Origin of the sequence: Bacillus sp. EB01, from assembly GCF_000613125.1 — a bacterium.
GTDB lineage: Bacteria > Bacillota > Bacilli > Bacillales > Cytobacillaceae > Bacillus_D.
Genome location: NZ_HG964497.1, coordinates 702236 through 716907, shown reverse-complemented (window position 1 = coordinate 716907; position 14672 = coordinate 702236). Strand labels below are relative to the sequence as shown.

16 protein-coding genes are annotated in these 14672 nt (G+C 49.1%); 2 read left to right on the top strand and 14 right to left on the bottom strand.

What is annotated here, in order from left to right:
- Positions 1 to 95: 95 nt before the first annotated feature.
- The 14 genes from TY16_RS03190 to hprK form a co-directional block, all read right to left on the bottom strand.
- Positions 96 to 1592, bottom strand: coding sequence for a tetratricopeptide repeat protein (locus TY16_RS03190; RefSeq protein WP_043930299.1), 1497 nt, complete (start codon positions 1590 to 1592; stop codon positions 96 to 98).
- Between the two features lie 331 nt (positions 1593 to 1923).
- Positions 1924 to 2640, bottom strand: coding sequence for a bifunctional phosphoribosyl-AMP cyclohydrolase/phosphoribosyl-ATP diphosphatase HisIE (gene hisIE / locus TY16_RS03185; protein ID WP_043930298.1), 717 nt, complete (start codon positions 2638 to 2640; stop codon positions 1924 to 1926).
- Positions 2637 to 3395, bottom strand: coding sequence for an imidazole glycerol phosphate synthase subunit HisF (hisF, locus tag TY16_RS03180; protein WP_043930296.1), 759 nt, complete (start codon positions 3393 to 3395; stop codon positions 2637 to 2639). Before hisF ends, hisIE begins: the two co-directional genes overlap by 4 nt.
- A gap of 89 nt (positions 3396 to 3484) precedes the next feature.
- Entirely contained in the window at positions 3485 to 4213 is a 729-nt protein-coding gene (hisA, locus tag TY16_RS03175; protein WP_043930295.1) for a 1-(5-phosphoribosyl)-5-[(5-phosphoribosylamino)methylideneamino]imidazole-4-carboxamide isomerase, read from the bottom strand.
- Between the two features lie 140 nt (positions 4214 to 4353).
- Positions 4354 to 4992: an imidazole glycerol phosphate synthase subunit HisH gene (gene hisH, locus TY16_RS03170; protein WP_043930293.1), complete on the bottom strand. Its 639-nt coding sequence runs from the start codon at positions 4990 to 4992 to the stop codon at positions 4354 to 4356.
- Between the two features lie 83 nt (positions 4993 to 5075).
- Positions 5076 to 5666, bottom strand: a complete 591-nt coding sequence (gene hisB / locus TY16_RS03165; protein ID WP_043930292.1) for an imidazoleglycerol-phosphate dehydratase HisB — start codon at positions 5664 to 5666, stop codon at positions 5076 to 5078.
- A 234-nt stretch (positions 5667 to 5900) separates the two neighbouring features.
- Complete coding sequence (gene hisD / locus TY16_RS03160) at positions 5901 to 7172, bottom strand: histidinol dehydrogenase (protein WP_043930291.1); 1272 nt, start codon at positions 7170 to 7172, stop codon at positions 5901 to 5903.
- Positions 7169 to 7807 carry an ATP phosphoribosyltransferase gene (gene hisG, locus TY16_RS03155; protein WP_043930289.1) on the bottom strand — a complete coding sequence of 213 codons (639 nt, stop codon included), beginning with the start codon at positions 7805 to 7807 and terminating at the stop codon, positions 7169 to 7171. The genes hisD and hisG overlap by 4 nt, the downstream gene beginning before the upstream one ends.
- Positions 7800 to 8975 carry an ATP phosphoribosyltransferase regulatory subunit gene (locus TY16_RS03150; RefSeq protein ID WP_043930288.1) on the bottom strand — a complete coding sequence of 392 codons (1176 nt, stop codon included), beginning with the start codon at positions 8973 to 8975 and terminating at the stop codon, positions 7800 to 7802. Before TY16_RS03150 ends, hisG begins: the two co-directional genes overlap by 8 nt.
- 330 nt (positions 8976 to 9305) lie before the next feature.
- Entirely contained in the window at positions 9306 to 9836 is a 531-nt protein-coding gene (locus TY16_RS03145; protein ID WP_043930286.1) for an acyltransferase, read from the bottom strand.
- The gene (ppaX, locus tag TY16_RS03140; protein WP_043934460.1) at positions 9833 to 10480 is read right to left on the bottom strand and encodes a pyrophosphatase PpaX; all 648 of its coding nucleotides are present in this window, start codon (positions 10478 to 10480) and stop codon (positions 9833 to 9835) included. The genes TY16_RS03145 and ppaX overlap by 4 nt, the downstream gene beginning before the upstream one ends.
- 37 nt (positions 10481 to 10517) lie before the next feature.
- A complete protein-coding gene (locus tag TY16_RS03135; RefSeq protein WP_043930284.1) occupies positions 10518 to 11459 on the bottom strand; it encodes a nucleoside recognition domain-containing protein in 942 nt (313 codons plus the stop codon).
- Between the two features lie 86 nt (positions 11460 to 11545).
- Positions 11546 to 12385: a prolipoprotein diacylglyceryl transferase gene (gene lgt, locus TY16_RS03130; RefSeq protein WP_043930282.1), complete on the bottom strand. Its 840-nt coding sequence runs from the start codon at positions 12383 to 12385 to the stop codon at positions 11546 to 11548.
- 107 nt (positions 12386 to 12492) lie between these two features.
- Positions 12493 to 13431, bottom strand: coding sequence for an HPr(Ser) kinase/phosphatase (hprK, locus tag TY16_RS03125; RefSeq protein WP_043930281.1), 939 nt, complete (start codon positions 13429 to 13431; stop codon positions 12493 to 12495).
- A 289-nt stretch (positions 13432 to 13720) separates the two neighbouring features.
- Between hprK and TY16_RS03120 the strand changes: the two genes are divergently transcribed.
- Together TY16_RS03120 and TY16_RS03115 are read left to right on the top strand one after the other, a co-directional pair.
- Positions 13721 to 14047 carry a YnfA family protein gene (locus TY16_RS03120; RefSeq protein WP_043930280.1) on the top strand — a complete coding sequence of 109 codons (327 nt, stop codon included), beginning with the start codon at positions 13721 to 13723 and terminating at the stop codon, positions 14045 to 14047.
- A gap of 83 nt (positions 14048 to 14130) precedes the next feature.
- On the top strand, positions 14131 to 14672 hold a 542-nt coding region (locus TY16_RS03115), incomplete at its 3' end, for an N-acetylmuramoyl-L-alanine amidase (protein ID WP_081772860.1).

Below are 14672 nucleotides of genomic sequence, written 5' to 3'. Positions count from 1 at the left end.
AGAAGCGTATACAAAAAGCTGACCGCCTCCGTAGAGAGCGATCAGCATATAGGCATAAAATCATTGTCCCATTATCAGTACAATATCGCCGTTTCTTATAAAAGAAGGCAAGAATCAACGAGCTTAACATATTTCCCGACTGTTGCAGCAGAAAGGCCATAGCGCCCGCCAAGTTCAGCCATTGTCATATGCTCGTTCTTGTATTTAAACCAGACATATTCGGTTGCTGCTGCCCACGCTTTTTTGTTTTTAAGATCGAGACCATGGGATTTGGCCTCGGCGGCTACAGCGAACCACATCAAATACAGGCCGGCTTCGAGCGCTCCAATTGGCTGGTGCGCATCGTAGAACATTTCTGCTGTCTCATGGGCGGCCGCCATAAATGTAGGCTTCCCGCACTTTAAAAAGGCCAAATATTCTTTTTCCGGCACAGTGAATTTCCCGTTTTGGCAGGCTTCCCTGGAAGAAAGCAATTCATCCCTTTTGGTTGAAAGAGATGCAAGGAAGAGTGCAAACAGCCTTTCCTCCAAGTATTCACTGTCCATCTTTTGCAAAATTGAGCGGGGAAGATCCTCCATTCCAGCCGAGGCGGTTTCGTTCCACGGCTCGGAACCTTCTTTATCCGGATTGATTTCAATTACTTTTTTCCAGATTGACCTGGCAAGCTCTTCCCTGCCAGTAAAGTAAGCGGAGTGCGCAAACCAGTAATAAAATGGGCCATCTCCTTCAAAGCCATACTTGTAGAGCCGCTTCAGCCATTCGAAAGCCAGCTCATACTCGCCTGCCAGCGCAAATGTCGCGCCCAGCTTGAATTGATGCTCAGACATCATCGGCTTGACTTTCCTCAAAACTGCAATCAGCCTGTCTTTTTCCTCAGTTTCCCGTTTGTAATGCGCGAAGACAAGCAGGTTACAAAGTGCATGCAGATTGCCTGGATTGCGCTCAAGCACATCAGCAAGGACGGACTCTGCCACTTCCGCTTCTCCCATGTAAAAATGGGCAAGTGCCAGATTGTTATAAGCAGACCAGTATGTTGGATATTCCTCGACGATTCCCTTCAGCATTTCAATCGCCTTAGGGAAATACCCAGTTTCGAGGAGATTTCGCGCCTCCTCCTGGCGAATCATCAGGTCGTCCTCCTGGTACCAATCATCCTCGTCCTCGTCGTCACCACTTTCCATGACTAACAGCTCGAGCAGATCCTCGGAGTCATCATAGAACTCGCCATCGGGCTCGAGCTCCAAATAAAGCCTGGAATGACGTGTAGCATCTTTAAAGAATCCCAAATGGGCATAATTATTTGCTAAAAAATAATGGCACTCGTTCATATGAGGATCCAATTCATCCAAAATCATATGCAGCAGCCGATTAGAATTTGTATATTCACCGATTTCGGTCCATACCAAAGCAAGCTGGCACGCTATCATCGGTTCTCCCGGCTCAAGCTGCAACGCCCGCTGCAGATATCGTTTCGCTTTTTCAAAATCCCGGCGGTGGTAGGCCTTCAGCCCTTTTGTGAAATAGTACTCACCCGTCGGGAAAAAGGAGAGAAGTTTCCCCTTGGATTTAATAGCTTTCGAGTCTTTCCCCATGAAGTCCTCCACAAATGTAATAACTAGAGTAGTATACCACAAAACTCTTCATCCGTGGAGGTGGGGCTGGGGGTTAGGATAGGATTGGCAGTTTTTCAGCTTGGAAGGATGTCAGATTCGGGGGGTGTGATTATTAAAAAAAGCGAAAGACGGGCGCCATTAATTGGAGGTCCGGAATATGAATTCATTCGTTAGAGCGCTTCTAATGGATTAATTGATGGCATTAGGACTCTTCTATTGGATTAATTGGCGGTTCAGGAAGATAAATTAATCCATTAGAGCTCTTCTAATGGATTAATAGGAAGTCCAGAATTGACGGTCCCCAGACCACTTATTGCTTATCATGGCTAGCATGGCGCTCCTCGAGGACGGCTAGCACGTCCTTCAATGGCAGATTTTGTTCGCGGAGCAGGACGAGCAAGTGGTACAGGAGGTCGGCTGTTTCCCATTTGAGCTCTTCCGGATCGCAGTTCTTGGCGGCGATGATAACTTCTGATGCCTCTTCGCCTACCTTCTTCAGGATTTTGTCGACCCCTTTTTCGAAGAGATATGTCGTGTACGCACCTTCAGGACGTTCCTGTTCGCGGTCCTTGATGAGTGACTCAAGTTTCCTTAAGATACTAAATTCATCCTCGACAAGTTTTTTCACAAGCGTGTAATCAGCGAGACTAACGTCATCGGTCTCATCTGGAATAGGGTAAGACGGCAGCGCCTGCTCTGGCGAATTCTTTGAATAGAGCGTTTCGCTGAAGCATGATGTTGTGCCGTTATGGCAGGCAGGCCCGGCCGGTTCAACGAGGACAACAAGGGCATCACTGTCACAATCAAATTTGATTTCTGTGACGCTCTGGGTATTTCCGCTCGTTCCACCCTTATGCCACAACTCCTGGCGCGAGCGGCTGTAGAACCATGTTTCTCCTGTCTCCACCGTGCGGGCCAAAGATTCCTTATTCATATAGGCGACAGTCAGCACTTCCTTGGTTTTGCTGTCCTGGACAACGGCCGGAATCAGGCCTTTTTCATCAAATGTAAGTTCAGCAATGTTCACCTGACCTCAACCCCTTCTTTTTTCAAAAATTGCTTTACTTCCGCAACGGATGTTTCTTTATAGTGGAAAATGGACGCTGCCAGTGCAGCATCTGCCTTCCCTTCCATGAATACCTCAGCAAAGTGTGCGGCATTGCCAGCCCCTCCTGAAGCAATCACAGGGACTGAAACAGCCTCGCTAACCGCCTTTGTAAGCGCGATGTCAAAACCGCTTTTTTCACCGTCACAATTCATGCTAGTCAGGAGAAATTCTCCGGCTCCAAGCGCTTCTGCCTGTTTTACCCAGTCCAGCGCCTTTATGCCTGTCGGTTTTCTGCCTCCATGGGTATAAACCTGCCATGTTCCCCACTCCGGTTCATATTTCGCATCAACGGCGACAACGATACATTGCGACCCGAAATAATCGGCCCCTTGCTTGATTAATTCCGGGTTCTGAACAGCGGCAGTATTCAGAGAAACCTTGTCGGCACCTCCGCGGAGGATGGTTTTCATATCTTCAAGAGAGTTGATCCCGCCGCCAACCGTGAACGGAATCGCAAGCTCTGAAGCTGTCTGCCTGACGACTTCGACCATCGTCTTCCGGCCCTCATGCGAGGCGGATATATCGAGGAACACAAGTTCATCCGCACCCTGCTCATCGTAAAACTTGGCCATCTCGACGGGGTCCCCGGCATCGCGGAGCTGGACAAACTGGATACCCTTCACAACGCGCCCGTCTTTCACATCCAAACAGGGAATGATTCGTTTTGTAAGCATTGGGTCACCGCCTTATCTTCTATCTGATGTAATTTGGACATTTTTTTCAATAATTAAGACCCTAAATTCAATTAATTCGGGCAGAGACGTCAATCGGAAACTGCCTGAAGTGCATCTTTTAACGTAAATCGGTTTTCATACAATGCCTTGCCGACAATAGCACCACTGATTCCCTTTTCTGCGGCCAGTGTCCGCAAATCATCAAGCGAACTCACGCCGCCTGAAGCAATGACTGTTTTTCCAGTGGCACTGGCGAGATCCGCAGTTGCCGCTTTATTTGGCCCGGCAAGTGTCCCATCTGTAGCAATATCAGTAAAAATAAAGGTCTCTGCTCCCGCCTCGGCAAAGCGGCGCCCAAGGTCAACAGCCTTGACAGTGGATGTTTCCAGCCACCCATGCGTGGCAACGAAACCATCTTTTGCATCAAGGCCAATCGCAATCCGGCTGCCGTACTTTTTGATCATCTTTTCTGCAAAATCAGGGTTGGTAATGGCGACACTTCCGATAATCACACGGGCTGCGCCGTGGTCAAGATAGTGGGCAATATCAGCTTCCGTTCTGATGCCGCCGCCAATCTGGATTCGCACATGCGCGAGCTCCTGTGCGGCTTGAATCACAAATCGGTCATTCACCCGTTTGCCGTCCTTCGCTCCATCAAGATCGACCATGTGAATCCAGGACGCACCATCCTTCGCAAACCTCCTGGCCATCTCAAACGGCGAATCCCCATACACCGTCTCCTTCCCATAATCCCCCTGCAACAAGCGAACACACCGCCCGCCCCGCATATCAACCGCCGGATAAATCGTAAAACTCATTCTTGCACCTCCTGGGGTCAGACCCCTCTTGTGGACTTTCAACGCACTTTGTCCATTCCAGGTGGACATTGTTTGGTTTTTAAGTATTTCTTTGCCGAAGGAATATCTACATTGCCACTTTCCACCGCATTCTTTGCCTGTTATTTTTTTGCTTCCTGGGCTTGGGCGAGCTTGAGGAAGTTTTGGAGAAGCTGGATGCCGAGTGGGCCGCTTTTTTCAGGGTGGAATTGCATGCCGTACACGTTTCCTTTGCCGACTACAGCGGAAACCTCCTCGTTGTAGTTTGCTTGAGCAATAAGGTATTCCGGATTATCGGCTTTAACGAAATAGGAATGGACGAAATACACATGGCCTTCTTCAAGACCAGAAAGAATCGGCGATTCCTTTTTAAAGCTAAGCCTGTTCCAGCCCATGTGCGGTACCTTATAAGGAGTACCATCCGCTGCCAAACCAGTAAATCGCTCAACCCGGCCAGGCAGAATTCCCAGCCCTTCCGCAGGGCCGTTCTCCGCGCTTTCTTCAAAAAGAAGCTGCATACCAAGACAAATACCGAGCAGCGGCTTTCCTGAAGCTGCATAACCATGGAGCATATCCGCTAGTCCTTCCGACTTTAATAGAAACATTGCATCGCGGAAGGAGCCGACCCCGGGGAGGATGAGAGCATCCGCTTCCGCCAGCTCGGCCCGGTCCCCGGAAAGGAAGTAACGGGCACCCAGCCGTTCAAGTGCCTTTGAGACACTGAATAAATTACCCATTCCATAATCAATAATGCCAATCATTTCGTTCAATCCTTTCTAAGGTAGCCAACGTCCACGTCCCCTCGCCCACATTGCATTTAGATCAGGAAGCAATGATGGCTGCTTTAAAGCATTCCCTTTGTTGAAGGAAGCCGGCCTTGAAGGTTCGGGTCAATCGATGATGCTTCATTTAGCGCCCGTGCCAGAGCCTTAAAAATCGCTTCTATAATATGGTGAGTGTTTTTTCCATAATGGACGATAATGTGCAAATTCATCCGGGCTTCAAGGGCAAGTTTCCATAGGAATTCATGGACAAGCTCAGTGTCAAATGTTCCAACTTTCGCTGAAGGAAGCTCTGCCCGCATTTCAAGATGCGGCCGGTTGCTCAGGTCAATCACCACTTGCGCCAATGCTTCATCCATCGGGACAAACGCATTTCCATAACGGCGGATGCCTCGTTTTTCCCCAAGCGCCTCGCGGATTGCCTGGCCAAGGCAAATCCCAATGTCTTCTGTTGTGTGATGGTCATCAACCTCAATGTCTCCTTTTGCATCAACCATCAAATTGAATTGACCATGTTTGGCGAATAACTCGAGCATATGGGTGAGGAAAGGGACGCCTGTTTCAAGCTCCGAGCGGCCCTCCCCGTCAAGCTCAAGTGAAAGCTTGATATTCGTTTCATTTGTTTTCCGTTCAATTTCGGCAATTCGCTCCATTGTTGGCTCCTCCAATAACGAGTCTCTGGTTACAAGGGTGAAAACACGATCCAGAGTCCGACATTTTTTATAGAAAAGTTTTAACGTACACACTTTTATCAAGAGAAATCCTTAACTTATCAAGAGAGTTTACCGTTTTATCAAGAGAATCTCAACTTATCAAGAGCGTACACTGTTTGATAAACCCAGGTTTTTTTTCGATAAAACTCCCGGCACCTAGAACCGGTAATCCCTCTATTTTTTCTTAAGTCTAGCTTCAACTGCCCGGGCATGCGCCTCGAGGCCTTCCATGCGCGCAAACGATGCAATTTTTCCGGCATTCGCCTTTAATGCAGCTCCACTATAAGAAATAATGCTGGATTTCTTTTGAAAATCATCTACATTGAGCGGGCTCGAGAACCGTGCTGTGCCATTTGTCGGTAGCACATGATTCGGTCCGGCAAAGTAATCGCCGACAGGCTCCGAGCTATACCTCCCTAGAAAAATAGCTCCGGCATGCTTGATTTTGCCCAGCAGCTCCATTGGATTTTCCGTCATAATCTCAAGATGCTCAGGCGCCAGCTCGTTAATCAGGCGGACTGCTTCATCCATGTCCCGTGCGACATAAATTGCGCCATAGTCCTCAATAGCCCGCGAAGCAATATCCCGCCTTGGCAGCAATTCAAGCTGCCTTCCAATCTCAAGGGCAACCTCCTCGGCCAGCAGCCTTGATGTTGTCACCAGTACACTGCAGGCTCGCGGATCATGCTCAGCTTGTGACAGCAGGTCGGCGGCTACTTCATCCGCAAAGGCCGTTTCATCAGCCAGCACCGCAATTTCACTCGGCCCGGCGATCATGTCGATGGCCACATCGCCATATACCTCTTTTTTGGCGAGAGCGACGTATATGTTGCCAGGTCCGGTTATTTTATCAACAGGCGCAATTGATTCCGTCCCATAAGCGAGGGCTGCAATTGCCTGGGCACCGCCAACTTTATATATCTCGGTTACTCCAGCTTCCTTTGCCGCAATGAGCACTGAAGCTGGGATCCGCCCGTTTTTGTCAGGAGGCGAGACCATCGCAATTCTTCCTACACCTGCGACTTGAGCCGGAATGACGTTCATCAGCACCGATGATGGGTAGGCGGCTGTCCCGCCCGGAACATAAACGCCAGCACTAACAAGCGGTGTGATTTTTTGGCCAAGGATTGTGCCGTTCTCCTCGGTGGTAAGCCACGAGGTTCGAAGCTGCTTTTCGTGAAAAGCACGTATGTTTGCCGAAGCCTCCCTGATGATCTCTATAAAAGTATCATCCACTTCCCGATACGCCGCCTCCAGTTCACTCTCCGTTACTTTAAAAGAAGCTAGCCGCACCCCGTCAAACTTCTCGGTATACTCCCGGATTGCCTCGTCTCCCCGAACCCTTACATCGGCCAAAATCCGCTGGACCGCATCAAGCTGCTCGTTCGTTCCAGATTCAATCGATCGGTTAATCGATAAAGCTTCTTCTGCAAAAACAATTTTCATAGTCGTTCACCTCCAACAACCTTGCTCAATCTACTGACCATGTCGTTGATTAACTTATCCTTCATTCGGTAGCTGACCGGATTCACGATTAGCCTGGAGGTGATGGAAGTTATTTTTTCAAACTCAACCAGTCCGTTTTCCTTAAGGGTCCGGCCCGATGATACGATATCGACTATCCGGTCTGCCAGCCCGATAATCGGTGCCAGCTCAATTGATCCATTCAACTTAATGATTTCAACCTGCTCGCCCTGCTCCCTAAAATAGGCTGCTGCTACATGAGGATACTTCGTAGCAATTTTCGGGGCAATCTCACTCATTTTCGTACCCGGCAGCCCGGCAACTGCCAAATAACACGAGGAAATCTTCAAATCCAGCAGTTCGTACACAACCCGTTCTTCCTCAAGCATGACATCCTTCCCGGCAATCCCAAGGTCTGCGACGCCATGCTCAACATACGTAGGAACATCCATCGGCTTGGCCAATATAAATCGCAGCTGTTCCTCCTCCGCCTCGACAATCAGCTTCCGTGACTCATCGAACTCAGGCGGAAGCTGGTAGCCAGCCTCCCGCAGAAGCCCGGCTGCTTCCTCAAAAATCCGTCCCTTCGGCATTGCAATCGTTAACCATCTATCCATTCTGAATCCCTCCAAGGAGGTAAGTAATCTCGCTAAAGTTCCTTGCGAACGCATCGACATTCCTGACGCCGCCAATATCCTGAAGCACGGAGCGCTTGCCTTCTTTTCGTAAAATTGAAGCCGCTTCGAACGCCTCTTTCCTCCGTTCCGGCGAAAATAAGATGGCGTGGATTTCCTCAGCGCCCTCCACATCCCCAAGCGCTTCCAGCAGGCGGTCAAGCCTAATTGCAAACCCGGTTGCACCCGCCGTCCTGCCAAATTTTTCAAGAAGGCCGTTGTACCTGCCGCCGTTCCCGAGCGGAAAGCCAACCCCGTCCGCATACACCTCAAACAAGATGCCCGTGTAATAACTCATATGGCTGACTAGCGTTAGGTCAAACTTGACGCGGCTGCCAACACCATAGTCCTCAAGGATTTCCCATAACTCCTTCAGCTGGCGGATTGCGTCCCGACCTTTCTCATTCTCGGTCAAATCAAGCGCCTGCCCAATCACATCTGCTCCACCGCGAAGATCAAGAAATTGCAGAAGACGCTGGCGATCGATTGAAGACAAACCCAGGTTTTTTACATGTTCCCGGTAACCTACATAATTTTTTTCATAAAGAAATTTGCGCAGCTGGTCGGCGCGTTCGCTCGTTCCAAGGATTTGCTGAAACAGTTCATCAACAAAACCGATGTGGCCGATTGAAATCTGGAACTCTTTCAATCCCGCGGCCTCCAACGATTCTGTTAAAAGCGCGATCGCTTCTCCGTCACATGAAACCGTCTCATCATTCAGGCACTCAACGCCAATTTGTTCAAACTCTGCGGGCCGGCCTCCCTCGCGCTGTTGCGCCCTGAATACATTTGCCGAGTATGCTAGTTTTAGAGGTGTATCGTCCTTCATCAGCCTCGATGCAGCCACCCGTGCGATTGGTGCCGTCATATCCGGCCTGAGCACAAGCGTGTGCCCCTGCTGGTCAAGCAGCTTGAACAGCTGCTGGTCGAGGATTGCCGACGCCTCGCCGACTGTTTCGTAATACTCCAATGCCGGTGTCTCTATAAACCGATAGCCCCAGCGGCCAATCATCTCTTCAACAGAAGTTCGCACCTTTTTCTTTTTTTCAAAAAGCTCAGGCAGCGTATCGCGCATGCCCAGCGGTTTCTCAAACATAAACAAACGGCCCACTCTGCTCATCCTTTACATTTTGGAATATCTATAATCGCATTTGCTTTAGTTCGCTAATGTGCTAACAAGATAAAGATTTATTGTTAGTTTACCTCTCCATCGAACCAGCGTCAATTGAAATACGTCATAAATCAGAATATTTCCGCGTAACATCCCGGAGATTATTGAATACCCAATTTGTGGATAGAGTCTCGAAACTTGTGGATAAATCTTCAAAATTACGGATATACACCAATATTTTGTGGATAGAAACCGGAACTTGCGGATAACACAGCTAAAAGAAGAATCGTTCCTATACAAAAAACCCTCCGGCAATCACCGGAAGGTTCCTTATTTGATCCCATAAATCGGGTCATTCTCATTTCGTTTCGCTAATTCCTCAGCGGTATAAATAACCCGCATCGGATTACCACCGACAAACGACCCGGCAGGAACATCCTTATGTACCAGCGTCCCGGCAGAAACAATAGCCCCGTCGCCGATCACAACACCCGGCAGGATCGTCGAGTTGGCCCCAATCATAACCTCGCTGCCAATCCTAACCTCACCCAGCCGGTATTCCTTAATAAGATACTCATGAGCGAGAATCGTTGTATTGTAGCCAATCACCGTGTTGTGCCCGACTGAAATCTTCTCCGGGAACATGATATCGAGCATGACCATCAGCGCAAACGAGGTGTGCTCGCCGACTTTCATATCAAGGAAATTCCGATACAGCCAGTTCTTCATCCCAAGGACCGGCGTATAGCGGGCAAGCTGAATGACAATGAAGTTCTTGACCACTTTTAAAAACGGGACGGTTTTATATACGTGCCAGAGCGAATTGGCGCCTTCGACAGGAAACCGTTCGGTCCGCCTCATTCCGTCTCAACGCCTACGATGCCGAGAATATCGGTCATACTTTCAAGCATGAAATCGGGCTCGAATTTTTCCAAATACTCGCGGCCCTTGGCTGACCAGGCAACCCCGGCTGTCAACGTCCCGGCATTTTTCCCAGCCAAAATATCGTGATAGTTATCACCGACCATGATTGCAGTTTCCGGCTTTGAGCCAAGCTTTTCCAATGCAAGGAGGATCGGTTCAGGATCCGGCTTTTCCTTTGTCACATGGTCCAGCGCGACAATTACATCAAAGTACTTGTCCAATTTTGCCAGCCTCAAGCCCTTCATAACAACGTCGTGCATTTTCGTCGTCACAATGCCAATCTTGTACCCGCCTTCCTTCAGCGCTTGGACAGCCTCGAGTACATTGGGGAATTCCTTGACCAGCTCATCATGATTTTCAACATTAAACTTGCGGTAGGTCACAATCATTTCCTCGACATTCTCTGAGTCCATCGCACCGAACGTCTCACGGAGCGATGGCCCCATGAATGGCAGAACATCATCACGCTGATATTTATTCGGATAATAGTGGCCCAGCGTATGAAGGAACGAGTTGATAATAAGGTCATTTGTATCAATCAGCGTCCCATCGAGGTCGAATAGGATCGTATCAATTTTCATAGGCATAGCAGCTTCCTTTCTATGATAAAAAACGGGCTCAAATATTGACTTCCTTCCTGCGAATCAGGCCGGCCCGTTTCCAAATCGTACCGACAATCAGCGTCAGCAGCACAGCCACACCAACCCTGATTAACAGCAGCGGCCAAACAGGAATCCCGAGCGGAATGAAAATGAGCGTGTCCTCGATGACCGCATGGCAGGAAACGAGAAAAATGAACGCCAGCGTTGCATCCTTCTTGCTGACCCCGTCTTCCTCAACCGCCTGGATCATGACACCAGCCCCGTAGGCAAGCCCGAACAAAAGCCCCGCCGCCATTGTCGTCGACGTATTCTCCTGCATACCGAGAGTTCGAGTCATTGGAGCCATTGTTTTTGAAAATTTCCCAAGCCACTGCAAATCCTTCAGCACCTGGATCATTATCATAAGCGGAATAACAATTGCCGCAAGCTGAACAATTCCAATTCCGGCCTTGTTAATTGCTTCAAGTAAAATTGCTGCCGTACCAACGGCAGGCTCATCTGCAGCCTGGATGAATCCGTACACTGCCTTACTGCCGCCTCCATGCCACACAAGATTGATGACCGCGGCAGACAGAAACGCGAGCCCAAGCCTAACAGTGAGGACAATCCAGATTTTCACTCCCGCCTTCAAGGCAACCGTGCTTTCAATTATCAAGTTATGCGAAAAACCTAGCATGACCGCGAGAATAAACACTTCTTTTACTGTAAAATCAAGCGTCAGGATAGCCCCGATTGCCGCATACAAGTTCAGGAAGTTCCCAAGCACAAGTGGAATCGCCGCCTCGCCGGGCAGCCCAATCAGCATCATTAACGGCTCTATCGCCTTCATTAACCACGGCAAAACTGGCGTATATTGCAAAATGGACACGATCAGCGTGACTGGAAAAATCACTTTCCCAAGCGACCACGTTGTCTTCACGCCGACCAGGAGTCCTTTTTTTGAAGAATTGAACAACATCAGCACTAAACTCCTTTGTCCATACATTAAAATCGCCGAATTAATTCTAAAATCGCCGATACATTTTTAAAATCGCCGAATTACTATTATTTCGCGACAGCTGGCTTCCCGGCACCATCCTCGTTCAAATACCGCGCCTCAGCCAGTCCCTTTTTCCGGCGATACACAATCAATGCCACCGCAGCCACAATTAGCACAAGCGAGATGACCTGCGCAATCCGCAGCGGACCAAGCATCAGACTGTCCGTCCGCAAGCCCTCAATAAAGAAGCGTCCGACCGAATACCAAATCACATACGCAAGAAAGCTTTCCCCGCGGCGCAAATTCACACGCCGCAGCAACAACAGCAGAGCAAACCCCGCAAAATTCCAAAGCGACTCATATAAGAACGTCGGATGGTAGTAAACCCCATTGATCTCCATCTGATTAACAATCCAGTCCGGCAGCATTAATCCCTCAAGAAACTCACGCGACACCTCGCCGCCATGCGCCTCCTGGTTGATGAAATTCCCCCAGCGGCCAATCGCCTGCCCTAGGATAATGCTTGGCGCCGCAATATCAGCCAGTTTCCAGAACGAAATCCCGCGCGCCCTTGTAAAGAAATACGCCGTCAGAACCGACCCAATCAGCGCACCGTGAATCGCAATCCCGCCATTCCAAATCTTAATAATATCGCCCGGGTTGTCCGCATAATACTCCCACTGAAAAATCACATAATAAATCCGTGCCGACAAAATCGCAATCGGAATCGCCCAAATCATCAAATCCGGGAACGTCTCCTTCGGCAAACCCCTCCGGTCACTCTCCCGCATCGCAAGAAACAGCGCGAGCGCAAGCCCAGTCCCAATAATCAGCCCATACCAATGCACCGTAAACGGCCCCAGCGAAAACGCAATCGGGTCAAGCGCAGCATACTTATCTTCCATCCTCATTCTCCTTTAATCTCTCTTTTTTTTGAAAAAAGGCTTCGCCTCGGCCGAAACGACAAGCAAGGCTTCAGGACAGTGTCTCCCTATTCGCCCCGTTCACCTTTCTAGAAAGCATCTTCATTGTCGCCCTCTTCAATCGCGTGATTCAATTTATCCGTAAACTGCTGGGCAGCATTAACACCCATGTTCTTCAGCCTGAAATTCATTGATGCAACTTCAATGATAACGGCAAGGTTCCGCCCCGGGCGAACCGGGACAGTCAGCTTTGTGATTTCGGAGTCCATAATTTTCATCTTCTCCTCATCAAGCCCGAGCCGGTCATACTGTTTGTGCTGATCCCAAATCTCAAGATCAATATTCAGGTTGATCCGCTTGTTGCTGCGGACCGCGCCCGCCCCGAACAACGTCATCACGTTAATGATGCCAAGCCCGCGGATTTCAAGTAAATGTTCAATCAGTTCAGGAGACGTGCCAATCAATGAATCCTGGTCTTCCTGGCGAATTTCAACACAGTCGTCCGCAATTAAACGGTGGCCGCGCTTGACGAGTTCAAGGGCAGTCTCACTTTTACCGACGCCGCTTTTTCCGGTTATAAGCACTCCCACGCCGTAGACATCGACCAAAACGCCATGGACAGCAGTTGTCGGTGCAAGCTTCGCCTCAAGGAAATTCGTCAGGTTTCCGGAGAAACGGGTTGTTTTCTGGCCGGTCCTGAGAACAGGAACAGAATCGCGCTCGGCTGCTTCAATCAGCTCCGGCGGAACCTCCTGACCGCGGGTAATAATGATGGCTGGAGTAATGTCGGTACAAAGTTCCTCCATTCTCTCCACCCGGTCTTTTTTGGCGAGCCTGTCAAAAAACGTTAGCTCAGTCATGCCGAGCAGCTGGATCCGGTCTGCCGGGTAGTAATTGAAGTAACCCGCAAGCTCCAGCCCTGGCCGGGAAAGATCACTGGTCGTAATCGGCCTGTCTATGCCCTCCTCACCGCAAACCAACTCAAGTCCGAATTTTTCATATATATCTCTGGTGCGTACCTTCAGCAAATTATGTTCCTCCTATTCGGATCGAAATCATCAATGTAAACCCTTTGTATCATTCTCATATTTTAGCATTAATTGCCCTGGAACCAAAGGACGGAATTCCGGGCTTAGACAGCAAGTCTACAAATCCATATACTAAAGCATAAGAAAGCAATTGCTGCACTGGTAGTTCCGGGGATTTTCCACCTTCTACAGTGTGACTAAGGTCGAAAGCAATTTAGAATTAATTCTAAAAATAAACCCAGGTTAAAATTACCTGAAGAATATTAGGCAATTAGCAAGGAGGAAAACTATGTTTACTGCGATTCTATTGTTTATACTAGCCGGCCTCGCGGAGATAGGCGGGGGATATTTGGTTTGGCTATGGCTGAGGGAAAGCCGGCCGCTTTGGTATGGAATTGCCGGCAGTCTGATTCTGGTTGCATACGGCATCATTCCGACATTGCAAAAATTTCCGACGTTCGGCCGCGTGTATGCGGCATATGGGGGAGTGTTCGTCATCCTGGCGGTACTATGGGGATGGGGCGTCGATAAAAAGACTCCAGACCTTTATGACTGGATTGGAGCGGCAATTTGTCTTGTCGGGGTCTCAATAATACTTTGGGCGCCGAGGAATTGATATTTTTTTGGGCTTGTCCATGTCCTTTATGAAGCTTTTTCCATATATTAAAGGTGGGATAATTATGGAAAGGAGCCTACAGAATGAAAATTATGCTGGATGCCGGCCATGGTTATTCAACGGCTGGAAAAAGGAGCCCATCCGGGATGCGGGAGTATGAATTTAACCGGGCTGTCGCTGCCTATGCCCGAGAAAAGCTTGAAAATTATCAGAATGTGACCGTCTATATTGCGCATTCTGATAGCCGGGATGTGCCGCTCCAAGAAAGGACAGACAAGGCAAATAGGCTGAACGTTGACGCCTATATTTCAATTCACGCTAACGCCTATCAAAATTCTTGGAACAGTGCCAATGGAATCGAAACGTATGTGTATGTTACAAAACCGAAGGAAGCGTACGAGCTGGCTCTTAAAGTGCAAAAGTACTTGGTGAACATGACAGGCCGGCGAAACAGGGGAGTGAAAACCGCAGACTTTCACGTATTGCGCGAGACTAGCATGACCTCGATCTTATGCGAGTCGGGGTTCTATACCAACAGAGAGGAAGAGGCTCTCCTCAGGTCATACTCCTACAGAAAGACAGTCGCAAGGGCAATAGTGGCAGGCATTGCCGATCAATATAACTT